This window comes from Actinocrinis sp., assembly GCF_035938995.1.
Classification (GTDB): Bacteria; Actinomycetota; Actinomycetes; order Streptomycetales; family Catenulisporaceae; genus DASZGI01.
Window position 1 is genome coordinate 19,868 of the sequence record NZ_DASZGI010000281.1, and the last position, 20,786, is coordinate 40,653.

General features: G+C 69.4%; 23 protein-coding genes. 11 read left to right on the forward strand and 12 right to left on the reverse strand.

Annotated features, from left to right (window positions below):
* Window position 1 precedes the first annotated feature (1 nt).
* Genes VGZ32_RS19285 through VGZ32_RS19295 form a run of 3 tightly spaced genes read right to left on the reverse strand, consistent with a single transcriptional unit; the run spans window position 2 to window position 3,364 of the window.
* Window positions 2–1,090, reverse strand: a complete 1,089-nt coding sequence (locus tag VGZ32_RS19285; protein WP_326887479.1) for a mandelate racemase/muconate lactonizing enzyme family protein — start codon at window positions 1,088–1,090, stop codon at window positions 2–4.
* Window positions 1,091–1,140: 50 nt separating this feature from the next.
* Window positions 1,141–2,217, reverse strand: coding sequence for a sugar ABC transporter substrate-binding protein (locus VGZ32_RS19290; RefSeq protein WP_326887480.1), 1,077 nt, complete (start codon window positions 2,215–2,217; stop codon window positions 1,141–1,143).
* A gap of 37 nt (window positions 2,218–2,254) precedes the next feature.
* Window positions 2,255–3,364, reverse strand: coding sequence for an enolase C-terminal domain-like protein (locus tag VGZ32_RS19295; protein ID WP_326887481.1), 1,110 nt, complete (start codon window positions 3,362–3,364; stop codon window positions 2,255–2,257).
* Window positions 3,365–3,687: 323 nt separating this feature from the next.
* On the opposite strand from VGZ32_RS19295, the gene VGZ32_RS19300 reads away from it, so the two are divergent.
* Entirely contained in the window at window positions 3,688–4,500 is an 813-nt protein-coding gene (locus tag VGZ32_RS19300) for a FadR/GntR family transcriptional regulator (RefSeq protein ID WP_326887482.1), read from the forward strand.
* Window positions 4,501–4,553: 53 nt separating this feature from the next.
* Here VGZ32_RS19300 and VGZ32_RS19305 read toward each other — a convergent pair whose 3' ends face one another.
* The gene (locus VGZ32_RS19305; RefSeq protein ID WP_326887483.1) at window positions 4,554–5,051 is read right to left on the reverse strand and encodes a VOC family protein; all 498 of its coding nucleotides are present in this window, start codon (window positions 5,049–5,051) and stop codon (window positions 4,554–4,556) included.
* Between the two features lie 146 nt (window positions 5,052–5,197).
* Here VGZ32_RS19305 and VGZ32_RS19310 point away from each other — a divergent pair, with 146 nt between their 5' ends.
* The 5 genes from VGZ32_RS19310 (at window position 5,198) to VGZ32_RS19330 (ending at window position 8,347) form a co-directional block, all read left to right on the forward strand.
* Entirely contained in the window at window positions 5,198–5,929 is a 732-nt protein-coding gene (locus VGZ32_RS19310) for an AraC family transcriptional regulator (protein WP_414642567.1), read from the forward strand.
* A gap of 161 nt (window positions 5,930–6,090) precedes the next feature.
* The gene (locus VGZ32_RS19315) at window positions 6,091–6,261 is read left to right on the forward strand and encodes a hypothetical protein (RefSeq protein WP_326887485.1); all 171 of its coding nucleotides are present in this window, start codon (window positions 6,091–6,093) and stop codon (window positions 6,259–6,261) included.
* A 174-nt stretch (window positions 6,262–6,435) separates the two neighbouring features.
* A complete protein-coding gene (locus VGZ32_RS19320) occupies window positions 6,436–6,891 on the forward strand; it encodes a hypothetical protein (protein ID WP_326887486.1) in 456 nt (151 codons plus the stop codon).
* Window positions 6,892–6,899: 8 nt separating this feature from the next.
* A complete protein-coding gene (locus tag VGZ32_RS19325; RefSeq protein WP_349263664.1) occupies window positions 6,900–7,361 on the forward strand; it encodes a nucleoside deaminase in 462 nt (153 codons plus the stop codon).
* Window positions 7,362–7,552: 191 nt separating this feature from the next.
* Window positions 7,553–8,347 carry a class I SAM-dependent methyltransferase gene (locus VGZ32_RS19330; protein WP_326887489.1) on the forward strand — a complete coding sequence of 265 codons (795 nt, stop codon included), beginning with the start codon at window positions 7,553–7,555 and terminating at the stop codon, window positions 8,345–8,347.
* 107 nt (window positions 8,348–8,454) lie between these two features.
* Here the strand turns inward: VGZ32_RS19330 and VGZ32_RS19335 are convergent, their stop codons facing one another.
* The 8 genes from VGZ32_RS19335 to VGZ32_RS19370 all read right to left on the reverse strand — a co-directional run bounded on the left by VGZ32_RS19335 (window position 8,455) and on the right by VGZ32_RS19370 (window position 14,690).
* Complete coding sequence (locus tag VGZ32_RS19335; RefSeq protein ID WP_326887490.1) at window positions 8,455–8,970, reverse strand: SRPBCC family protein; 516 nt, start codon at window positions 8,968–8,970, stop codon at window positions 8,455–8,457.
* On the reverse strand, window positions 8,967–9,287 hold the full coding sequence (locus VGZ32_RS19340; protein ID WP_326887491.1) for a metalloregulator ArsR/SmtB family transcription factor: 321 nt from the start codon (window positions 9,285–9,287) through the stop codon (window positions 8,967–8,969). Before VGZ32_RS19340 ends, VGZ32_RS19335 begins: the two co-directional genes overlap by 4 nt.
* A 69-nt stretch (window positions 9,288–9,356) precedes the next feature.
* Complete coding sequence (locus VGZ32_RS19345; protein ID WP_326887492.1) at window positions 9,357–10,067, reverse strand: hypothetical protein; 711 nt, start codon at window positions 10,065–10,067, stop codon at window positions 9,357–9,359.
* A gap of 133 nt (window positions 10,068–10,200) precedes the next feature.
* A complete protein-coding gene (locus tag VGZ32_RS19350) occupies window positions 10,201–10,335 on the reverse strand; it encodes a hypothetical protein (RefSeq protein WP_326887493.1) in 135 nt (44 codons plus the stop codon).
* A 42-nt stretch (window positions 10,336–10,377) separates the two neighbouring features.
* Window positions 10,378–11,433, reverse strand: a complete 1,056-nt coding sequence (locus VGZ32_RS19355) for a LacI family DNA-binding transcriptional regulator (protein ID WP_326887494.1) — start codon at window positions 11,431–11,433, stop codon at window positions 10,378–10,380.
* 22 nt (window positions 11,434–11,455) lie between these two features.
* Window positions 11,456–12,376, reverse strand: coding sequence for a sugar phosphate isomerase/epimerase family protein (locus tag VGZ32_RS19360; protein WP_326887495.1), 921 nt, complete (start codon window positions 12,374–12,376; stop codon window positions 11,456–11,458).
* Window positions 12,373–13,569: a dihydrodipicolinate synthase family protein gene (locus VGZ32_RS19365; RefSeq protein ID WP_326887496.1), complete on the reverse strand. Its 1,197-nt coding sequence runs from the start codon at window positions 13,567–13,569 to the stop codon at window positions 12,373–12,375. The genes VGZ32_RS19360 and VGZ32_RS19365 overlap by 4 nt, the downstream gene beginning before the upstream one ends.
* Window positions 13,566–14,690, reverse strand: a complete 1,125-nt coding sequence (locus VGZ32_RS19370) for a Gfo/Idh/MocA family oxidoreductase (protein ID WP_349263666.1) — start codon at window positions 14,688–14,690, stop codon at window positions 13,566–13,568. Before VGZ32_RS19370 ends, VGZ32_RS19365 begins: the two co-directional genes overlap by 4 nt.
* A 320-nt stretch (window positions 14,691–15,010) precedes the next feature.
* On the opposite strand from VGZ32_RS19370, the gene VGZ32_RS19375 reads away from it, so the two are divergent.
* The 5 genes from VGZ32_RS19375 to VGZ32_RS19395 all read left to right on the forward strand — a co-directional run bounded on the left by VGZ32_RS19375 (window position 15,011) and on the right by VGZ32_RS19395 (window position 20,771).
* Entirely contained in the window at window positions 15,011–16,444 is a 1,434-nt protein-coding gene (locus VGZ32_RS19375) for an aldehyde dehydrogenase family protein (RefSeq protein WP_326887498.1), read from the forward strand.
* 127 nt (window positions 16,445–16,571) lie between these two features.
* Window positions 16,572–17,885 (forward strand): ABC transporter substrate-binding protein, encoded by a 1,314-nt coding sequence (locus VGZ32_RS19380; RefSeq protein ID WP_326887499.1) that lies wholly within the window; start codon window positions 16,572–16,574, stop codon window positions 17,883–17,885.
* 50 nt (window positions 17,886–17,935) lie between these two features.
* Window positions 17,936–18,928: a sugar ABC transporter permease gene (locus VGZ32_RS19385; RefSeq protein WP_326887500.1), complete on the forward strand. Its 993-nt coding sequence runs from the start codon at window positions 17,936–17,938 to the stop codon at window positions 18,926–18,928.
* Window positions 18,925–19,821 carry a carbohydrate ABC transporter permease gene (locus VGZ32_RS19390; RefSeq protein WP_326887501.1) on the forward strand — a complete coding sequence of 299 codons (897 nt, stop codon included), beginning with the start codon at window positions 18,925–18,927 and terminating at the stop codon, window positions 19,819–19,821. Before VGZ32_RS19385 ends, VGZ32_RS19390 begins: the two co-directional genes overlap by 4 nt.
* Window positions 19,818–20,771, forward strand: coding sequence for an aldo/keto reductase (locus VGZ32_RS19395; RefSeq protein ID WP_326887502.1), 954 nt, complete (start codon window positions 19,818–19,820; stop codon window positions 20,769–20,771). Before VGZ32_RS19390 ends, VGZ32_RS19395 begins: the two co-directional genes overlap by 4 nt.
* Window positions 20,772–20,786: the final 15 nt, after the last annotated feature.

Genomic DNA, 20,786 nt, shown 5'->3' on the forward strand with positions numbered 1-20,786 from the left:
CTCAGGCCACCCGGCGGTCGTCGATGGCGTCTAGGTCCCAGGCGATGCCCAGCCCCGGAGCGGTCGGCACGAGGGCGTGTCCGTCCTCGACGGTGAGCCGCGTGGTGGTGATCGCGGTCAGCTGCGGGATGTACTCGAGGTAGCGGCCGTTCGGCACCGCGGCGCACAGGCTCACGTGCAGCTCCATCAGGAAGTGCGGGCAGATCGGGATGTTGTGCGCCTCGGCGAGGTGCGCCGCCTTCAGCCACGGGGTGATGCCGCCGATGCGCGCGGCGTCGGCCTGCACGATGCCGGCCGCGCGCCGCTGGATGTACTCGGCGAACTGGCCGACCGAGTACAGCGATTCGCCGACGGCCACCGGGATGCTGGTCGACGCGGCCAGGCGCGCGTGCCCGTCGACGTCGTCGGCGGGCAGCGGCTCTTCCAGCCAGTAGACGTCGACCGGTTCGAGCAGCCGGGCGATCCGGATGGCGTCCGCGGCGGTCAGCGACTGGTTGGCGTCCACCATCAGGTCGACGCCCGGCCCCACCGCCTCGCGCACCGCGGTCAGCCGCTCGACGTCCTGCGCGGGATCGGGCTTGCCGATCTTGATCTTGACGCCGCCGCGGCCCGCCGCGACCGCCGCCTTGGCGCCGCCGATCAGCTCGTCGACCGTCAGATGCAGCCAGCCGACTTCGGTGTCGTACAGCGGGACGCGGTCGCGGGCGCCGCCGGCGGCGATCCACAGCGGCAGATCCGCGCGGCGGCAGCGCCAGTCCCACAGCGCGGTGTCCACGGCGGCCAGCGCGAGCGAGGTGATCGCGCCGACCGCCGTGGCCCGCGTCGAGCCGAACAGGTCGTGCCAGATCGCCTCGATCTGGCGCGCGTCGCGGCCGTGGAGCCTCGGCAGCAGGTAGTCGCGCAGCAGCGCGAGGATCGCGGTGCCCCCGGTGCCGATCGTGTAGCAGTAGCCGCGCCCGGAGAGCCCGTCGGCGGTCGTGATCTCGACGAAGACGGTCTCCTGTTTGAGGAAGGCCTGCACCGCGTCGGTGCGGACCGCCTCGACGGGCAGATCGACGAGATACGCCTGGGCGTCGGTGATCGTGGACACGGACCTCTCCGGAAGGGCCTTGAGGGGCTCGGCTGCTTCGACCTCTGCTTTTATTGCTTGCAGGACAGGTACGTGCTGTCGAAGGCGGCCTTCAACTGCGCGGTCTTGGCCTGCCGTTCGGCGTCGTACGAGTCGACGTTGGCCTTGGTCACCACGAACGAACCCGAGTCGATGGCCACGCCCGGGGTCTTCATGGTGCAGCCGCCGGCCAGCTTCATCAGGCCGTAGGCGCCGACGTAGGCCTGGCCGACCGGGTTCTGCACCACCGTCGCGGCCACCGAGCCGCTCTTGATGCCGGCGATGATCGTCGGGTCGTCGTCGATCGCGATGACCTTGATCGGCAGGTGCGCCTGGGCGACCGCCGCCGCGGAGGCGACGGCGGGGTTGTAGGCGGTGTTGACGATCGCGTTGATCTGCGAGCCCTTGGCGGCCAGCAGGTCGCTCACGGCCTTCTGCGCGGTCTGCAGGTCGGTGTCGATGTCGGTGACCGTCTGCAGCAGCTTGACCTTGCCGCCGGTCTCCGCCACCGCCTTCTCCACGCCCGCGATGCGCCGCTGCGTGTTGGAGTCGGTGTTGTTGCCGGTCAGGTGCACGAGGTTGCCAGATCCGCCCATCTGCGCGATCGCCGTCTTGGCCGCCTCGTACGCGGCGGTCTCGACATCGGTGGACAGGCAGAAGTCCGCGGCGTCGTAGTTGCCGGCCGGGCAAGAGCCCAGCGAGGCGACGAGCAGGTGCTTGCTGGTCAGATCGCTGAAGGTGGAGTTGATGTTGTCGGGCGAGACGCCGAAGACGCCGAACGCGTCGTAGCCCTGGGCGGCCAGCGACTGCAGCAGGTCGTTCTGCTTGGTCTGGTCCCAGCCGGCCGTCTCGTTGAAGGTCACGCCGCCGAGCCCGAAGTCGGTCTTCGCCTGCTGCATAGCGGTCTTCCACGGCTGGAAGTACGGATGCGGTCCGCCGGGTACGAACGCGACCTTGACCTGGGCGGGAGACATCGAGTCGGCCGGGGCGCCGCCCGCCGAGCCGGTGGTGGTCTGCTTGGCGCAGCCGGCCGCGGCCAGCGCCGCGGACAGGAGTAGGGCGGCGAGCGCTGTGAAGCGTTTGCGCGTGGACGGGATCGGGCTGCGCATGACAGTACCTCTCTGTAGTGACTGCGCGGGTCGGAGACTATTCAGATGTAGATGTTCCGTCCTCGACATAAGCTGCCAGAGTCCGTGGATACGCCAGGCCCGCGGGCAGGGCGATCCCCGGGTCGAGTGGTGCGTGGACGTAGCCGGCCTTGTCGACCTCCGGCTTCTTGACCACCGGGTTGGCCGTGACCATGGATTCGTGGAAGGTGGTGTTCGGGATCGTCATCGACAGGTGCCGGCTGGGCATCTCGTCGCCGAGCACCTCCGCGCGCAGATGGAACGCCTCCGCGAGATGGGCGGTGCGGATCGCCCCGGTGATGCCGCCCCGCATCGACGCGCTGGCCCGCACCCCGAAGGTGGCGGCGCCCGCGACGATGAAGTCGGCGGTGTTCATGTGCGCGCCGTCCGAGGTCTCCGCCACCAGCAGCGGGATTTCGACAGCCCCTGCGAGGCGCTGGTACGCGCTCACGCTGAACTCACGCATCGGCTCCTCGTACCAGAGGAAGCCGGCGTCGGCGAGCGCGCGCCCGAGGTGGACCGCGTCCGGCAGGTCGAAGCCCGCCGAGCCGTCGTACATCAGGGGGACGTCGTCGCCGACGTGCGCGCGCAGCCGGTGCGCCAGCTCCGCGTCGGCGCGTACGTCGCCCCAGGCGTGCAGCTTGATCGCCTGGTAGCCCAGTTCCAGGCACTGGGTCGCCACGTCGAGGTACTCGGCGACGTCCCGGAAGGTGACGGTGGAGGCGTAGGCGGGGATCCGCTCGCGGAATCCGCCGAGCAGCCGCCAGGCCGGCTCGCCGGCCAGCCGGCCGGCGAGGTCCCACAGGGCTATGTCCACCAGGCCCAGGGCGGGCAGCGGCAGCTCCTCGGTGCGGTCGATCTCCCAGATGCGGCGCCAGAGGTACTCGCGCTGCAGCGGATCGGCGCCGACCAGCTGCTCGCGCAGCACCCGGTCGACCAGGTCCTCCACGGCCGACGCCATGCCGGGGCGGGTGGCGAGCGCGACTCCCGCCACGCCGTCGTCGGTGCCGATGCGCAGCACCGCGGCTTCGCCGTCGGGGGCCGATCCGAGCAGGCCGTGCCGCCAGACGAACGGGGGGCGGGCGCCGGGCAGCGGGACGCGGAAGCTCTCGACATGAGTGATGCGCATCGGTGGTATGCCCTTCGCGAGGTCGTCAGGTGCGGCGTCGTCAGGTGCGGCGTCGGCGGGTCGCCGTGCGGGGATTCGTCAGGGCAGCGGAGACTGGTCTGTCTGCCGTGGAGGCCGCGTTGTGTGCGGCTCTCCACAGCGCGGCGTCTGCCTTACGAGCTGATACGGAGCATGAAGTCACCTGCCGCAGCGGGCGTTTGCGATGGTCTTGCCCGCTGCGGTTGGCCAGAACGTAATTCGTAATATGTATCATGTCAAGGGTGTCGCACAGACTTACGACTTCTATGCTGTAGCCGTCGGCTGAGAGCGGTGGGTGGAGCAGGGTGAGCACTTCGAGCGCGTTTCACGATCAAGCGGACGGGGCGCCGGGCGGTGCGGCCCCGTTGTTGGGCTGGCCGCGCCGGCCGCAGCGGCTCGCCACGGCGGTCGTGTCCGATCTCGCCGACCGCATCGTCGGTGGTGAGCTGCCCGTCGGCAGCGCCCTTCCCATCGAGCCGGTGCTGTGCGAGATGTTCGCGGTCAGCCGCACCGTCATCCGCGAGGCGGTGAAGTCGCTGGAGGGGATGCGGCTGGTCACCGTGCAGCAGGGCTTCGGCACGACGGTGCGCGACGCCGACGACTGGGACCTTCTGGACCCGGTCGTGCTGGCGGCGTCCATCCGCCACGACAACGAGCAGGCCATCCTGGAAGACCTCGTCGACGTGCGCTGCACGCTGGAGAGCCACATGGCTAGCCAGGCCGCGCTGCGCGCGGACGAGGAGCAGATGCGGCTCATCCGGGCCGCCCTCGACCAGCTCTACGCCGAGGAGGGCGACCCGGCCCGGTTCCTGCGCGCGGACCTGGAGTTCCACTACGCGATCATGGCCGCGTCCGGGAACCGGCTCGGGCGGGCCGTCGTGCAGACCATCAACGCACAGGCGTTCCAGAGCCTGCGCTACATCGGCGAGCCCACCCTCGACGACCTGCGGGAATCAAACGTCGCGCACCAGGCCGTCTTCGACCAGTTGGCGGCCAAGGACGAGCAGGCTGCGGCGAAGGCGATGACCGATCACATTCGCGGCTCGTGGGTTAAGCGGCGACCGGACACGCGTGGCCGGGCGGGGAGCCGCGCGCGAGACGCTCACGGGAGGCCGTAAGCGAGGAGCCCTGCACCGTTCGTACGGTGCAGGGCGCCATCGTCCGGTTGGTCTCAGGCCTGCTGCTCGGCCCACTCGGCCACCCGCCGGGCACTCTCCTCTTCCGACAGGTCCTCGATCCGGGTCATGATCGACCATCGCACGCCGAATGGGTCGCGGATGCTGGCGAAACGATCGCCGGACACGAACGTCGACGGCGCTTCGCGGACGGTCGCACCGGCGGCCTCAGCCCGGGCGACCACCGCATCGACGTCGGGACAGTAGAGACCGAGCGAGTAGCAGTCGCCCTCTCCGTCAGGAGCGGCCACCAGACCGAAGTCCTTCATCGGTTCACCCAGTTGGAGCAGTCCGTTCCCGAAGTCGAGCACCGCGTGCCCGACGATCCCGCCTATTTCCGTCACGTCCACGACACGCGCGCCGAAGACGTCGCGGTAGAAGCCGATCGCCCCGCGTGCGTCCGGGATGACGAGGAACGGGGTCAGGCTGGTGGCGCCGTGCGGCGTTCCGTTGCTGGTGTGCTCGCCGTGGGCGGCTTGGAAAGTCTCTGTCATGGGCCGTGAGCCTAGGTGCGTCCACCGCGGGCGGGCTTGGAAATACGCGACAACCGCGTAGCGTGGGGCGGGTGAGCCTGGTGCATCGCGGGGTGCTGTATCCGGCGCGGCTTCCGACGTTCCACCGCATCCCGGCGCCCGAGCGCGTGGCCTCGCTGGTGCGGTGGTTCTGGATTCCCGAGTGGCAGATCGCACCGGGCCGCTCCTCCCGGCAACATCTGATCGCATTCCCGGCCTGCAACCTTGTAGTTGAACCGGACACGGTCGGATTGGCCGGTCCCTCGACCCGTAGCTCCCATCGCGATCTCACCGGCACCGGCTGGGCCGTCGGAGCCCTTCTGCGGCCTGCGGCGGTGCCCTCCTTCGCCGAAGACCCCGCGGCCATACGCGATCGCTACCAACCGATGGAACTCACCGCGCTGCACGACCGCGTATCCCAGGCGATGAACGGATCATCTGATCAAGCAACGCGCCACCGTCTGGCCGTCGACGCATTCGCGGACTGGCTGATCGAAACCGTTCCGGCGCCGACGCGGGATGCGCTGCTGGCCAACGCCATGGCCGAACTCATCGACAGCGATCCGGACGTGCTGCGGGTTGAGGACGCCGCCGCGCTGCTGAACGTGTCCGCCAGGACGCTTCAGCGACTCGCGCGCCGCTATGTCGGACTGCCGCCGTTGATGATGATCCGCCGGCGGAGGCTCCAGGAAGCAGCCGAACGCCTTCGCACCGACCCGAGCATGAACCTGGCGGCCGTCGCCGCAGACCTCGGCTACACGGACCACGCCCACCTGGCCAACGAGTTCCGCTCGGTCCTCGGGCTGACCCTCAGCACCTATAGACAGCAGGTTTCGCCAGCCGCCCAGTCACTCGAGTGAACGGGCAGCTGCGTCAGCATCGAAATGCCGTCCCTTGCACGGTTCATGGCCCCGCTCTCCCGGTGGTACTTCGTGCCTCGCCTGGTGATCGATGGCAGCGTGCTGCTCCTCGGCGGCATCGGCTTCGCGCTGGCCCAGCGCCCTCGTCAGTCACCCGCCGCATGACCGGCTCGGTTTCCCCCAGCAGCACCGGCCATCCCGCCATCGGGCTCAACGACATCGTCGTCACCCTGACCGGCGCGGGCCGGGCCGCCCTGGCCGAGGAGATAAACCAGCTCAAGCGCCTGATCAGCCAGATCGAACGCACCGACGCCCTGCCGGAGCCGGAATAGGCCGTCATCGCGCAGTGCGGTGCCCGGCCCGCCGCAAACGGCCATTGGTTTGTCAGGGATCGGTGACGGGTAATCACGCGTTGTCGAGGCGCCCCGGAGCATCGAAATCCGCAAGCGGTTCGCGCGACTCCTGTGGGGATTCGAATGCTGCAACCTCGCCGCCTTCGGCCTTGGTTGTACGAAGGCGTCTACGACAAGGCCGACCGCCAACGACATCTGCGGTCCATTCGGCAGTTGAAAGAACGCGATTCGATGGCCTTCGAGCACGATTACCTGTATTCGTGCCTGTCGATCCTGGACACGAAAGCGCAGTCGCTGCTCTCGTTCGACGCGATCGTCCTGGCGGCCTCGTCGATCGCGCTCGGCACTTCGCCGAATCCGTTCGGCGTCGGCGATGCGCTGATCGTGCTCGCACTCGTGATGAGCGGGATTTCCTCGTCGCTGTGCCTTCTCGTGGTCGCGATATATTGGACCGAAACCTCGCAGCTCGAAGACGAGGAAGAAGTCTTCTACCATCTCCTGCACATCCGGAATTCGCGGACGATCGCGTACCGGGTATCGTGGCTGACGGCGCAGTTCGCCGGGTTCATCCTGGTCCTCGGTGTCATCCTCGCCAAAGTTGGAGCGTGACGGTAGCGATGAGCGGCGACCCCAGCGCGGAGGAAATCCGCCTTTTCGAGCTCGCGCTGGCCGAAGCGCGAAGCGGTTTGACAGAAGGCGGTATCCCCATCGGGGCGGCGCTCGCGGCCGGCGGGGACGTCCTCGCGGTCGGACGCAACGAGCGGGTCCAGCGCGACGATCCCATCGCACACGGCGAGATGTCCTGCCTGCGCAACGCGGGCCGACAGAAGTCGTACCGGGACATGACGCTCTTCACGACCCTGTCCCCGTGCCCGATGTGCACCGGCGCGGTGCTGCTGTTCGGAATCCCGCGCCTCATTGTCGGCGAGGCGCGCACGTTCGCCGGGGACCTATCGGTGTTCCAGCGCAATGGCGTCGAGGTCGTGCTGCTCGACGACAAGCGCTGCGTCAGCCTGATGGAGGAATTCCAGCAGCGTTACCCGGCAGTCTGGGCGGAGGACATCGGGGTCCCCGCCTGAGCGGCCTGCCCCGGAGCATGAGTCGGATCGCCGAAACCGCCCGAACGCCGTGATGTCAGCGGTTGGTGTCGGCGGTGATGTGCTCGAAGAGGCCCGCCTGGATACGGGTGCGTACGCCTGTCGTCTCGGCGAACGTGTCCCACATGCGGGCGGCTCGCGAGCGCACCAGATCGCGGACCTATGGTGGTGTCGTGGTCGATGACACCTGGGCTGGTTTGGCTGACCAATTCGCCGACGGGGCCTATGCCTCCGTGAAGGGGCGCGTGCGCACCTATGTGATCCACCAGCAGTTGCTGGAGCACCTGCCGCCGCCTCCCGCAGCCGTGCTCGACGTCGGCGGTGGCGCGGGCCATCAATCCTTTCCGCTGGCCCAAGCCGGCTACGACGTGACGTTGCTCGACCCGTCGCCGGGCATGCTGGACAAGGCCCGGCAGCGACTCCAGCGGCTGCCTGCCGAGACGCAGCGACGCGTGACGTTCGTGCACGCCGACGGCGCGAACGCCGACGAGGCGGTGCAGGGTCGACGCTTCGACGCCGTGCTGTGCCATGGCGTGCTCGGATACCTCGAGCAGCCGGAGCCGGTCATCGACCAGCTGTGCCGGTGCGCCGCTGACGGCGGCATCGTCTCGATCATGGCGGGCAACGCCAACGCCGCGGCAGTGCGCCCGGCCCTGGAACGACGCTGGGACGACGCCCTGGCGTCGTTCGATGCCAGGAGCGAGATCGGCGTGCTGGGACTGCCGACTCGCGCCGACACGGTGGAGGAACTCAGCGAACTGGTGAGCAGCCGCGGCGTGGAGCCGCTGCGCTGGTACGGGGTCTGGCTGTTCGTCGACTGGCTCGACTTCAGCGGCGCCGAGCTGGACCCGGGCGATTCACAGCAGGTGGCGGCCGCGGCCGCGGTCGAACTCGAAGCCAGCCGGCGAGACCCCTACCGCCAGCTGAGCCGCATCTTCCACCTCGTCGGACGCAAAGGCCCGAGCTGACCCGGCATCAGCAGCGTGCTGCAGTCAGCCCGCGCGTGCCCGCCGCGCCGAAATCGGGTCGAGATGACGTCGGCGCGATCCGCGACGAGAGGCGCGCGCTGCCGTGCCTACTGCGCCAGCGTCTTGCCGGTCTCCAGAAGGCTCTTCAGGTCGCTGAGGATCCACGGCCAGCCGCCGCCGGCGCCCTGGGTCTCGCCCTCGCCCGCGACGAGCGCCGCCAGCTGCGGTGCGCCGGCGAGTTCGTGCACGACGGTCAGCCGGGTCGCCGCGCCGACGGGCTCAAGCTCGTAGGTCAGCCGGGTGAAGCCTTCGGTGGCTACCGCGGGGTCCATCAGCAGTCGCCAGGTCATCACGAGCCGCCGGGGCTGGTCGACTTCGACGATCTCGCCGTCGATGATGACGTCGGGCACGGGCCAGGGTGCGTCGACGGCGGCCTCGACCATCGCCTCGCTCGGCCGCGTCTGGTACGGGGCCCCGGCGCGCAGGTCGAAGTCGGTGCGGCCGCCATAGCCGAACCGGTCCGTCCACTCGGGCTTGGTGATCGCGTCCCACACCTGCTCGGGCGTGGCCTTGATGTACACGCGGTAGACCTGGGTGGTGTCCGCGTGGCGCGTCTCGCTCATGATTCCCGCTCCAATTCCGTCTTGAGATCGACGAGCGCCGTGGCCTGGCGCTCGGTGTACTTGTCGATCCACCGGTCGTGAATCATCCGAATCGGCACGGGGTTGAGATAGTGCAGTTTCTCCCGGCCGGACCGGCGGCTGACCACCAGGCCGGCGTCCTCGAGCACGCGCAGGTGCTTCATCACTCCGAAGCGCGTCATCTCCAGGTCCGACTCGAGTTCGGTCAGCGTGAGCCCGTCCCGCGTGAAGAGCTTGTCCAGCAACAGGCGGCGGGTCGGGTCGGCCAGCGCCTTGAACACGAGGTCGTCGTCGGCCATGCCACAAGAATAGGTGACAAAATGGTCACGTGTCCAGTGCGGCGCGCGAACTCAGCGCCGACGGCCGCCCTAGTGCAGGTTCGCGGCCAGCAGCTTGGCAAGCGCGATCTCACGCTCGAGCTTGAGGTCTCCCGGGCCGACTTCGATGTAGAGGTCGCCCTTGAGCGCGACGACGACCGTGTCGCCGCCCGTCTGCGTCATGGTGAGGGCCGAGTCGCCGATGCCGGGGGTGGCGGCGGCTGCCCACTTGCAGTCGCCGATGCAGCCGCGCTCCGAGCGGGGCATCGACTGGGTCTTGGTGTCCGCGAAGTCCTGCGCCGCGGTCTCGTTCGTCCAGGTGGTCGGATCGGTGCCGATCACCACGGACACGTCGAGCTGGCCGCCGCCGCCCGGGGTCGTGAACTGATACCGGCAGCCCTCGTAGCCGCGGAAGCCGAGCGCGGACTGGGTGTCCAGCACCGCGCTGCTCACCGGGAAGCCGACTGCGGTGCCGAGTTGGTCGAGGCTCACCTCGGACGGCCCCGGCGAGCCGTAATCGCCTTGGGCCGTCAGGGAGGCGCAAGCGACCGGAAACGCTGCGGCGCCAGAGCTCTGAGGCGCCGCGGGCGTCGAAGCGGACTCACTCGGCGCGGTACCACCCGGCGCGGGCGGGCTCGCCGAGAGCGAGACATGAGTGTCGGCGATCGGCGTCCCGCTACCGGTCGCGCAACCCGCTGCCAAGACGCTGACGCACGCGCCGAGTACCGCCGACCACGTGACGAACCGGACTGTCGCTGCCACAGCGCCTCCCACCCTCAACAACGCTTCGTCGTCCACGGCACACTACGAGGCGCAGACGCCGGACCCCCCGGATGAGCGGCATCAATGTCCGAAGAGGCAGCGCACCAGACACGAGCGGGCAGCGGTGTGGACCCTACTGCGCGTCGCGTCGCGCTAAGGCCTCCATGACGACCAGTTCTTCCCGCTCATGCCAGGCCAGCCGCCGAAGCAGCTTGGTGCTCGTCCATACCTGGCCGCCCTCGCGCCGCTGCCGCGTTCCCGCGCCCACGCCCCCTGCCCGCGGGCGTGCGCAGGGGGGCGTGGGCGCGGGTTACGGCTCGGCGCGATTGGCGGTGGGGTTTGTGCTCTCGCGCATGATCACCCTTCCGCTCACGCGGGTGACCGACTGCTCGCCGGTGTCCGACGCCAGCGCCATCTCGATCGCCCGGCGTCCCATCTCCTGGAGGGGGAGCGCGACCGTGGTGAGGCCGGGTTCGTGGTCGCGCAGGGTCGGGATGTCGTCGAACCCTGCGACCTGGACGTCTCGGGGCGTGCGCAGACCGGCCTCCCGCAGGGCGGCGATCGCGCCCAGCGCCATCACGTCGTTGACCGCGAAGATGCAGGCGCCCCAGCGGCGTTGCGGGTTCAGCGACGCCACGACCTGCTGCGCCGCCTCATAACCGCCGTCACGGGTGAATTCGCCCGGCACGACTGCCAGGGGCTTGATTCCCTCGCGGCGCAGCTCGCGCAGGAAACCGGCGGTACGGTCGACCGCGGTGGCCAGTTTGGGCGGGCCGGCCAGCACGACGAACTGCCGGGGCGCGTCGGCCTCGGCGGTCAGGGCTTTGGCGAGCGCGGCGGCCCCCGCACGGTTGTCCGGCGCGATGGTGTGCGTGCCGGGCAGCGGCTGGCCGATGACCGCGACTCTGCCGCCCAGCCCTCGATAGCGGTCCAGCAAGCCGGTCAGCCGCTCCTGGTCGCGCAGGCCGTCGTCGGTGTTCAGCCGCGATCCCACGAGCACGATCGCGTCGGTGCGGTGGCCGATGAACGCGTTCACCGCGCGGATCTCCTGCTCGGTGCTGCGCAGCGTGGTGGCGAGCAGCACTTGGCGGTCGCGCTGGTACGCCTCTGCCTGCACTCCCGCCGCGATGGAGGAGAAGTAGGGGTCTGCGATGTCGTGGACGACCAGGCCGACGAGGCCGGTCTGGGACCGCGCGAGGGCCTGCGCTTGGGCGTTCGAGATGTAGCCGAGTTCGTCCGCCGCCCGGCGCACCGCCTCGACGACCGCGGGGGAGGGCCGGCGAGCGGAACCGTTGAGCACGCGGGAGGCCGTCGGCTGGGACACGCCCGCACGCAAGGCCACGTCGGTGAGCGTCACCCCTCGCACTGAGCCCGCCTTCCCGCGCTGGTCATTGGGGAATCAATGTATCGCTGTCGGCGGAGGGGGCGGGGTTCTCGTGATTGGTGGTCGGCAGGAGGCTGGGCGCGACGAGGTCGAGGTAGCGGTCGACCAGGGTGGCGATCACCTCGTGACCGTCGGCCGCCCAGATGTCCTCGTTGAAGATCTCCACCTCCACGTCGCCGGTGTATCCGGCCTCGGAGACCCATCGGCCGATGGTGTCGAAGTCGATGTAGCCATCGCCCATCATGCCCCTCGACAGAAGGGCGTCGGGCGCGATCGGGAGATTCCAGTCAGACACCTGATAGCAGGCCAGCCGGCCCCCCGCGCCGGCCCGGGCGATCTCCGTTTCGAGCCCGGGATCCCACCACACGTGGAAGGTGTCGACGACGACACCGACGACCTGCGGCTCGTGCGGCGCGGCGAGGTCGAGCGCCTGCCGCAGCGTGGAGATCACCGCGCGGTCGGCGCAGTACATGGGATGCAAGGGTTCGAGTACGAGGCGAACCCGGCGTTCGGCGGCGTAGGGGGCGAGGTCGGCGACGAGCTCGGCGACGCGCTGACGCGCGCCGACGATGTCACGGCTGCCCTGCGGCAACCCGCCGACGACCATGATGAGTTCCGAGGTGCCGAGCGCGGCGGCCTCGTCGATGGCTGCTCTGTTGTCGTCCAGAGCGGCGCGACGTCCCTCGGGGTCCCGTGCGGTAAGGAAGCCGCCTCGGCAGAGGGACGAGACGCGCAGCCCTGCGTCCCTGACGACGCGCACGGCGGTCGAGAGTCCGGCTTCTGCTACGCGGTCTCGCCAGAGGCCGACTGCTGGCAGGCCGGCGCGTGCGGCTCCGTCAACCGCCTCCTTCAACGTCCAGCGCTTGGTGGTGGCGGTGTTGAGGGAGAGCCTGGATAGGGGAGAGGCGGAGGTGGTGGTGGTCATGCGGGCCACCCGTGGACGGCTAGCAGGGTGCGCATGCGGTGCGCGGCCAGTTCCGGATCGCACAGCAGTCCCGCCTGATCGGTCTGCCGGAAGACCTCGACCAGGTGCGCGAGCGGCCGGGCTCCGTGCAGGCCGTCGAGCATCGTGAAGCCGGGTTGGTGGCCGTTGAGCCAGGACACGAAGGCGATGCCGGTCTTGTAGTAGCGCGTGGGGGCGGCGAAGATCGTGCGGCTGAGGGCTTGTGTCGAATCGAGGATCTTGCGCGCCTGCTCGCTGTCGCCTGCGTCGAGCGCCTGCACGGCCGCCGACGCCGCGGGGTAGGTCGCGGCGAAAATGCCCAGCAGTGCGTCGGAATGGTGCGTACCGTCGCCGACGATCAGCTCGGGGTAGTTGAAGTCGTCGCCGGTGTAGAGCCGCACACCGGCCGGGAGCCTGCGCCGCAGGGTGGTCTCGTGGGCGGCGTCGAGCAGGCTGACTTTGATGCCGGCGACCTTGTCAGCGTGTGAGTTGATGAGTTCGACGACCGTCGAGGTCGCGGTGCTCACGTCGGGCGAGCCCCAGTATCCGGCGAGTGCGGGATCGAACATCTCGCCGAGCCAGTGCAGGATCACCGGCTGGTCGACTTCGTCGAGGAGGCGCCCATAGACCCGGAGGTAGTCGTTGGCGGACGTTGCGACGCGCGCCAGTGCGCGCGAGGCCATGAGCACGACGCCGGCCCCGGCTTCGCGCACGACCGCGATCTGCTCGCGGTAAGCATCGGCGACGCGGTCGAGGCCGGCCGAGCCGGAGGGCGGTGCGCTGTCCGCGAGTTGGTCGGTACCGGCGCCGCACACCAGCGCTCCACCAGCGTATTTAGCGGCGGCCGCGCTGCGTACGATCAACTGACGCGTGGCGGCCCAGTCCAGCCCCATGCCGCGCTGGGCGGTGTCCATGGCGTCGGCGACGCCCAGGCCGTACGACCAGATCTCGTGACGGTAGGCGAGGGTCGCGTCCCAATCGAGGTCGCCCGGCGCGCCGGGCGTCGTGTCAGCCCACGTACGCGGGATGACGTGTGCGGCGGCGTAGACGCTGCGGCTGGCGAGGGGCCGGGACGGCCGGGGCCAGGCGGCGGGCGGGCCAAGCCGCACGAGCTCCGGGTTTCCCTCGCGGTCGGGGAGCAGGACCGATGCCGGCGCGGCGTTCGCGGCGGTCACAGGGCGATCTCCGGAATCTCCACCCGGCGGCCCTCCCTGGACGACTTCAACGCCAGTTCGGCCAGTTGTACGCCGCGTGCGGCCGACAACAGGTCGTGGCGGTGCGGGCGGCCGGCCGCCACGTCGCACAGGAACTCCTCCCACTGCACCTTGAAACCGTTGTCCAGGTCGGCGTTGTCCGGCACTTCCAGCCACTGCGCCCGGAACTGCTCGGTGGCGGGCAGGTCCGGATTCCACACCGGCCGCGGGGTTTGCGAGCGTTGCTGGGCCACGCACCTGCGCAGCCCGGCGACCGCCGATCCGAGCGTGCCGTCGAGCTGGAACTCCACCAGTTCGTCGCGGTGCACCCGAACCGCCCAGGAGGAGTTGATCTGCGCGATGACCCCGCCTTCGATCTCGAAGATGCCGTACGCGGCGTCGTCCGCGGTCGCGCGGTACTCGAGCCCCTCCTCGTCCCAGCGGACCGGGATGTGCGTGACGGCCTTGGCGGTGACCGCGCGGACCGTTCCGAGCAGGTTCTCCATGACGTAGTTCCAGTGGCTGTACATGTCGACCGTGATGCCGCCGCCGTCTTCGGCGCGGTAGTTCCACGACGGGCGCTGGGCCGGCTGGACGTCGCCCTCGAAGACCCAGTAGCCGAACTCCCCGCGCAAGGAGAGCGCACGCCCGAAGAAGCCCTCTTCGACCAGCCGGCGCAGCTTGACCAGGCCGGGCAGGTAGATCTTGTCGTGCACGACTCCCGCCACGACGCCGGCCTCGCGCGCGAGCGAGGCCAACTCGACGGCCTCCGCGAGTGTCGGGGCGGTCGGCTTCTCGGTGAAGACGTGCTTGCCGGCCGCGATCGCGTTCTTCACCGCAGCCGGGCGCTGCGCGGTGACCTGGGCGTCGAAGTAGACGTCGATCGACGGGTCGTCGAGCACCGCGGACAGGTCGGTGGTCCAGTGCTGCAGTTGATGGCGCTGCGCGATCTCGCGCAGGCGATCCTCGTTGCGCCCGACGAGTACCGGCTCCACCCCCAGCCGCGTGCCGTCGGGCAGCAGAACCCCGCCCTGCTCGCGGATCTGCAGGATCGAGCGGGTCAGATGCTGCCGGTAGCCCATGCGGCCGGTCACGCCGTTCATGGCGATGCGCACGGGCCTTGAGGCAGATGTCGCCGTCACAATACCTCCGCCGGGCCGATTGGGAATGCGAATTCCACGTTAGGCGTGCCGCGCCACGCCCGTCAACATGATGTCTTACGCGGCAGGATGTTTTCATGCGCCGTACTTGTGACGTTCGTCCTGGTGTGAGGCGCGATCACGCCATCGGGCCGCTACCTCTTGACACGTCTCGGCCACGCCGAATACGTTTCCGGGAAGGCGCATTCCGGAGCCGCCTGAGCAATCCGCAGTGAACACATCCGCAGTGCACATACCCACAGTGAACACGCAGAGGTGTCCCGATGAGTTCTCCGAGTACCGGGGCGGCGCAGTACACGGCTGAGGTCTACATAGGCGGCCGGTTCGAACCGCCCGCCTCCGACTGGCTGCCGGTCCTCGACAAGGCGGCGGGCCAGCCGTTGGGCCGGTACGGCAACGCGTCCGCGGAGCAGGTGGATCGCGCCGTCGCCACCGCGCGGCGGGCTCAGCCGGAGTGGGCGGACACCGACGCGAACACCCGCTGCGACGTCCTGCGCGCGTTCGCCGCGGAGCTGGAGCGGCGCCGCGACGAGCTGCTGACGCTGATCATCCGGGAAACCGGCGGAACCGCGGAGAAGGCCGACGAGGAGCTCGGGCAGTCGATCAACCAGCTGCTCAACTCCGCGACGCAGCTCACGGAGAACGCCGGGTCGATCCTGCCTCCCTACAAGCAGGGCAAGATGTCGCTGTCGCGCGCCGTCCCGCTCGGCGTCATCGGCCTCATCGTCCCCTGGAACTACCCGATGAGCCTGGCTATGCGCGCACTGGCACCGGGCCTGGCCTACGGCAACGCGGTGGTGCTCAAGCCCGCTGAGCTCACGCCGATCGCGGGCGGCCAAGTGCTCGCCGAAGCCGCGCACGCCGCCGGTGTGCCGCACGGCCTGTTCGCGGTGCTGCCGGGCGACGGGCCGACGACGGGCAGCACCCTTTACCACCACCCCGGCCTGGACCTGATCCACTTCACCGGCTCCTTCGAAGTCGGCGCCGCGATCACCGAGTACGCCGGGCGCGTGGGCAAGCCGGCTGTCACCGAGCTCGGCGGGGACAACGCCTTCGTCGTGCTCGATGACGCGGACGTCGACCAAGCCGCCAGTTGCGCGCTGTGGACCTCGCTCTGGTACCAGGGGCAGACCTGTATCAGCGCTGGACGACACATCGTGCACCGGTCGGTCGCCGACGCCTACACCGAAGCCGTCGTGGAGCGGGTAAGGAAGCTGCGAGTCGGCGATCCCCTGCGCGACACCGTCGACCTCGGTCCGGTGATCACCGCCGGGCAGCTCGCCCGCTTCCACGAAGGGCTCGTCGAGCCGTCGATCGCGGCCGGGGCGAAGGTCGCCGTCGGCGGCGGGCACGACGGCCTGTTCTACCAGCCGACGGTGCTGACCGACGTCACGGCGGACATGCCGATCTTCCGCGAGGAGACCTTCGGTCCGGTCATGCCGATCACCGTGGTGGACTCGGAGGCCGAGGCCCTGGAGCTGGTCAACCGCCACAGGACCCTGATGAACTCGGTGTTCACCGGCGACCCGCTGCGCGGGTACGCCTTCGCGCAGCGCGTCGCGAGCAACGAAGTGCACGTCAACGACGGCTACGCGCGCCACGGCGGTGAGGGGCAGCTCGCCTCGTACACCCGGCGGCAGTGGATCGGCGTGCAGACCACGCCCGTGACCTATCCGACCTGGGCGCAGGGCTCCTGATCCCGCGGCGGACCCCGCTAGCAGGGCGCCGAAGCCCGCGACATCACAGCTCGCGACATCACAGCTCGCGACATCACAGTCCACGTGGGGGGACCCCTAGCACGTCACTGTCAAAGGAGACATCGAAGTGCGCAAGACTCACGCGAGGACCGCCGCGGTCCTCGGCCTGGCCGTCACGGCGGCGGTTCCCTCGGTAGCGGGCTGCAGCTCGTCCGGCTCATCGCCCGCGAGCAGCGGCCCGGTGACGCTGGCCTTTGTCAACTGGGACGGCGGTATGCAGGCCGTGGTGGACCAGTGGAACAAGGAGAACCCGAACATCCAGGTGAAGCTGAGCAAGCCCGCGGGCACCGGGTACACCCTCTACAACAAGCTGATCACCAACAACGCCGCCGGCACAAACCCGGACGTCACCGAGGTCGAGTACCAGGCCCTGCCGGCGCTGATCTCGAACAAGGTGATCGTGCCGGTCGACCAGTACGTCGGCGACCTCTCCGGCCAGTTCAGCAAGGCCTCGCTCGCGCAGGTGCAGTTCGAGGGCAAGACCTACGGAGTCCCGCAGAACATCTGCCCGATGGTGTTCTTCTACCGCAAGGACATCTTCGACCAGCTCGGGCTCACCGCCCCGACCACCTGGGCGCAGTACGCCCAGGACGCGGCCGCCGTCCACGCCCACAACCCCAAGCAGTACATCGGCAACTTCTCCGCGGTCGACTCGGGCTGGTTCGCCGGGCTGGCCCAGCAGGCGGGCGCCAACTGGTGGACGGCCTCCGGCACGACGTGGAACGTCGGCATCGACGACGCGGCCACCCAGAAGGTCGCCGACTACTGGAGCAACCTGATCCAGCAGGGACTGGTCAGCCCCGAGCCCAACTGGTCGCCGCAGTGGAGCACCGACATGGACAACGGCACCATCATCGGCTGGGTCAGCGCGCAGTGGGCCCCCAACCAGCTGCCGTCCATCGCCAAGGACACGGCCGGCAAGTGGGTCGCCGCGGCGCTGCCCGCCTGGACCGCGGGCGACTCGACCGTCGGCATCTGGGGCGGCGAGACCGAGGCGGTGACGTCGAACTCGAAGCACCCGGCCGAGGCGGCGAAGTTCGTGAAGTGGATGAACTCCTCCGCGGAGGGCGTCAAGCTGCTGATCCAGAACGTCGACGTGTTCCCCGCGTCGCTCGCGAACCAGAGCCAGGACGCCCTCAAGACCCCGCCGCCGTTCATGTCGGACCAGCCCGACTACAACACGCTGATGGCGCAGGCGGCGCAGAACGTGCGCACCTTCCAGATCTGGGGTCCGAACGCGAACGTGACCTTCGACGCGTACTCGAACGACTTCGCCGCGGCCCTGCAGAACAAGAGCCCGCTGTCCGGGGCGCTGACGCAGATGCAGCAGGCGACCGTCAGCGACATGAGGCAGCGCGGCTTCAACGTCACCACCAGCTGAGCCGAACCGCGCGCCACGCCACGACACGGGAAGGAAAGCAACTTCAGATCATGAGCGCCATCGGAGACCGGTCCGGCACGCCGCCCCCACCGCAGACGCTGCTCGACAGTGCGAGCGTCCAGCCGGTCTCCGACAGCCCCGAGCCGCCCGCCCGGGTCCGGCGCCGACGGCACCGGTCGCTGCTGCCGCTGTTCCTGCTCGCGCCCGCCGTGCTGCTCTTCCTGCTGTTCACGGTCGCCCCCGGCGGCTACGCGATCTATCTCAGCTTCATGAGGATGAAGGTCGGCGGCGGCCTGCTCGGCGACCAGAACCCGACGCAGGTCTTCGCCGGACTGCAGAACTACCACGCCGCCTTCGCGGACTCGGAGTTCTGGCACAGCATCCTGCGGATGTTGTTCGTCGCGGTTATCGGCGTGCCGGCGACGATCGTCTTCTCCACGCTGTTCGCCCTCTGCCTCGACGCGAAACGGGCGCGGCTGGTCGGCTTCGCGCGCTTGGCGATCTTCCTGCCGTACGCCGTGCCCGGTGTGGTCGCGACGCTGCTGTGGGGCTTCATCTACCTGCCCGCCACGAGCCCGATCGGCGGCGCCACCTTCGACTACTTCGGTTCGCGGTCGGTGTTCTTCTCCGTGGCGAACGTCGCGGTGTGGGGAGTTCTCGGCTTCAACATGGTGGTCGTCTACACCTCGCTGCGCGGCCTGCCCCGCGAACTGTTCGAGGCGGCCGAGATCGACGGCGCGAGCGAGCTGCAGATCGCGCTGCGCGTCAAGCTGCCGCTGCTCGCCCCGACGCTCACGCTGGTCACGGTCTTCTCCCTGATCGGCGCGCTGCAGCTGTTCAACGAGCCGAACACGCTGAAACCCATCACTAACGCGATCAGCTCCACCTGGGTGCCATTGATGCGGGTCTACACCGACGCCTTCGTCACCAACGACATCTACAAGGGCGCGGCCGCCTCGTTCCTGCTGATCGTCCTGACCGTCACGGCCACGGTGCTCGCCAACGCGGTACTGCGCCGGATCTCGCGAAGGAGTGAGCGATGACGGCCGTCGCGACCGCCCTGCGACCCGCCCCGCCGGCCCGCCGGGCGCCGGCGCACCGCTCGCGGACCAACCTGATCCCCACGGTCATCCTGCTGGTCGGCGCGCTGTACTGCGTCCTGCCCGTGGTGTGGATCCTGATCGCCTCCACCAAGACCAACGGCGAGCTGTTCTCCACCCCGCCGTTCGAGCCGACCTTCCACGGCGGCTTCGTCACGAACATGCGGGCGCTGTTCACCTACGACAACGGCATCTTCTACCGCTGGGCGATCAACTCGGTCATCTACGCCGTCGGCGGCGCCGCGCTCTCCACGATCGTCTGCGGCGCCGCGGGCTACGCCCTCGGCAAGTACCGGTTCCCGGGCAGCGTGGTGCTCTTCCGGCTCATCGTCGCGGCGGTGTTGCTCCCGCAGATCATGCTGGCGATTCCGCAGTTCCTACTGCTGGCGAAGTTCGGGATGACCAACAACTACGCCGCGGTGCTCCTGCCGCAGCTGGTCAGCCCGTTCGCCATCTATCTGTGCAAGATCTACGCCGAGGCCTCGGTCAACGACGAGGTGATCGAGGCGGCCCGGGTCGACGGGGCGACGGAGTGGCGGATCTTCCTGTCCATCGGCGCGCGGTTGTTGTCCCCGGCGCTGGTGACTGTCTTCCTGCTGCAGTTCATCGGCATCTGGAACAACTTCCTGCTGCCCTATGTGATGCTCAACAGGGATCAGCTCTTCCCGCTCACAGAAGGGCTGTACGGGCTGCTGATCATCACCGGCGGCCAGGCGGCGCAGTACTCGATCGTCATCGCGGGCGTGCTCGTGTCGATCGTCCCGCTGGCCATCCTGTTCCTCTCGTTGCAGCGGTACTGGCGGGTCGATCTCATCTCCGGAGGCGTGAAGGCATGACGGCAGAGCCCGGCGAGCGCATGCGGGAACTCCCTCGCGTCGGCTTCGGCGCCGCCGCCATCACATACCCGAACGTCCCCGCCGCGCAGGCCGAGGATTGTCTCGAGGCGGCCTGGGAGAGCGGGATGCGCTACTTCGACACCGCCCCCATGTACGGTGGCGGACGGTCGGAACGCCTCCTGGGCTCGATGCTGCGCAGTCGGCCGCGCGGCGAGTACCTGTTGAGCACCAAGGTCGGTCGCCTGGTGCGGCCCGGCCATCCCGACACCGCGCGCACCGGTGCGGAGTGGATCTACGACTACAGCCGAGACGGCGTGCTGGCCTCGCTGGAGGAGAGCCTTCAGCGGCTGGGCGTCGACCGCGTGGACATGGTCTTCATCCACGACCCCGACAGCCACTGGCAAGAAGCCCTCGACGGCGCGTGGCCGACCCTGGCCAAGCTTCGGGACGAAGGCGTGATCCGCGCGGCCGGAGTCGGCATGACGCAGGCGCCGATGCTGGCCCGGTTCATCCGCGAGACAGACCTCGACGTCGTCCTCGAGGCCGGCGTCTATTCGCTGCTTGACATGCAGGCCCGCCTGGAGCTGCTCCCCGAGGCCGAGCGCCGCGGAGTCACCGTCATCGCGGCCCAGGCCATGCACGGCGGGCTGATCGACGGCGCGCCGAATCCGCAGTTCCGGTACCGTCCGGTCGACGAGGAGATCCGGGCGAAGGTGGCGCGGATCGCCGGGATCTGCCACGAGTACGGCGTGCCCACCGCGGCCGCGGCCATCCAGTTCCCGCTGGGACATCCGATGGTCGGCTGCGTCCTGACCGGCCCCGGGTCGCGGGAGCAGCTGAGGGAGAATCTGGCGTGGGCCGCGCTGCCGATCCCGCCGGCCGTCTGGGCGCGGCTGCGGGAGGAGGGGCTGCTGCCGCCGGACGTCCCGGTGCCCTCCGCGAGCGCGTGATCGCCTGCTACGGCC

What these genes read in the sequence shown, in the direction of transcription:
- VGZ32_RS19305 (WP_326887483.1), bottom strand. Translation starts at nt 5,051, where the DNA reads ATGACAGAGACTTTCCAAGCCGCCCACGGCGAGCACACCAGCAACGGA.
- VGZ32_RS19385 (WP_326887500.1), top strand. Translation starts at nt 17,936, where the DNA reads ATGAGCGCCATCGGAGACCGGTCCGGCACGCCGCCCCCACCGCAGACG.
- VGZ32_RS19360 (WP_326887495.1), bottom strand. Translation starts at nt 12,376, where the DNA reads ATGACCACCACCACCTCCGCCTCTCCCCTATCCAGGCTCTCCCTCAAC.
- VGZ32_RS19295 (WP_326887481.1), bottom strand. Translation starts at nt 3,364, where the DNA reads ATGCGCATCACTCATGTCGAGAGCTTCCGCGTCCCGCTGCCCGGCGCC.
- VGZ32_RS19375 (WP_326887498.1), top strand. Translation starts at nt 15,011, where the DNA reads ATGAGTTCTCCGAGTACCGGGGCGGCGCAGTACACGGCTGAGGTCTAC.
- VGZ32_RS19325 (WP_349263664.1), top strand. Translation starts at nt 6,900, where the DNA reads ATGAGCGGCGACCCCAGCGCGGAGGAAATCCGCCTTTTCGAGCTCGCG.
- VGZ32_RS19370 (WP_349263666.1), bottom strand. Translation starts at nt 14,690, where the DNA reads ATGAACGGCGTGACCGGCCGCATGGGCTACCGGCAGCATCTGACCCGC.
- VGZ32_RS19340 (WP_326887491.1), bottom strand. Translation starts at nt 9,287, where the DNA reads ATGGCCGACGACGACCTCGTGTTCAAGGCGCTGGCCGACCCGACCCGC.
- VGZ32_RS19395 (WP_326887502.1), top strand. Translation starts at nt 19,818, where the DNA reads ATGACGGCAGAGCCCGGCGAGCGCATGCGGGAACTCCCTCGCGTCGGC.
- VGZ32_RS19315 (WP_326887485.1), top strand. Translation starts at nt 6,091, where the DNA reads ATGACCGGCTCGGTTTCCCCCAGCAGCACCGGCCATCCCGCCATCGGG.
- VGZ32_RS19335 (WP_326887490.1), bottom strand. Translation starts at nt 8,970, where the DNA reads ATGAGCGAGACGCGCCACGCGGACACCACCCAGGTCTACCGCGTGTAC.
- VGZ32_RS19290 (WP_326887480.1), bottom strand. Translation starts at nt 2,217, where the DNA reads ATGCGCAGCCCGATCCCGTCCACGCGCAAACGCTTCACAGCGCTCGCC.
- VGZ32_RS19390 (WP_326887501.1), top strand. Translation starts at nt 18,925, where the DNA reads ATGACGGCCGTCGCGACCGCCCTGCGACCCGCCCCGCCGGCCCGCCGG.